The 974-nt window shown below is 68.8% G+C and carries 1 protein-coding gene; it reads right to left on the reverse strand.

The window, feature by feature from the left end:
- Positions 1 to 974 (reverse strand): Y-family DNA polymerase (locus tag AC1DKD_RS41515; protein WP_477144774.1); only part of this gene is annotated, 974 nt, incomplete at both ends.

Consider the following 974-nt stretch of genomic DNA (forward strand, 5'->3'; position numbering starts at 1 on the left):
CGCAGCAAGCGCATCAGGTGATCCTCGCTCCAGCTGGGCTCTGCCAGCGCGATCTCGATGACGGTTGGCGCCAGCGCCTCGCGGCCGCGCTCGTGTTTGAGTTCCACCAGGACTTTGGTGACCGCCARRTGGTGCGCGGCCAGCCAGCCCAGCATCTGCACGATGAGCCCGCGGCTGTAGAGCAGGGTGGCCTCCGCATGCTCGATGCGATCGGGGAGGTCGACCTGCGCGGAGAAGGTTGGCGGGGCCTGTAGCCATTCGAAGATCTCTGGCGCCTGGCCCAGGGCGCGATCCATCGTCTCGTTCAGTTCGCGGCCGCACCGACGCTGCAGCCCGGCCCGTGGCAGCCGGCGAATATCGCCAAGGCAACGACACCCCAGTCCATCCAGCCATTCCAGGAATGGCCGTGCGGCGGGCAGGGTGCCGACGGCGAGGGCGCCCAGCCGGCGTTCCAATGCCTCGATCTTGAGTGTGCTTCCACCGCCGGCGTGGGCCAACAGCCAAGCGCCTTGGGCCGTCGGCGCACAGCCGCAGGCCGCGCTGAACCCCAGCGCAGCGACCGAGGCGCGCATGCGGTGGCGCAACTGGCGGATGCCGCCGAACAGCCGCAGGCTGGCCGACACGTCGACCAGCACGGACGCTTCCTCGGCATGCACCACGTTGGGCGCGAACTGCAGGAGCGCCATGGCCACACGCTGCAGAGCGTCGGCTTCCTTCTCCGGGGCCCGATCGTATAGCAGGGTCTGCGGCGCGATGGTCAGCACACCGCCGCGGCGCATCTGCGGGCGGACGCCAGCCTCCGCCGCCAGGCGTGAGCCGAGGTGGACGCGTTCCTTGTCCAACACCGCCACAGCCAACTCAGTGGACCAATTCGGCCGGAAGACTTCGAGTGGCAGGGACGAGAGGTGCAGGCAGATCCAGAGGCGCAACATGACGGTGAAGCAGGATCGGCGACGGTTCCAGCAGGACGCGCA

This window comes from Cupriavidus sp. 05T313 (assembly GCF_056396665.1).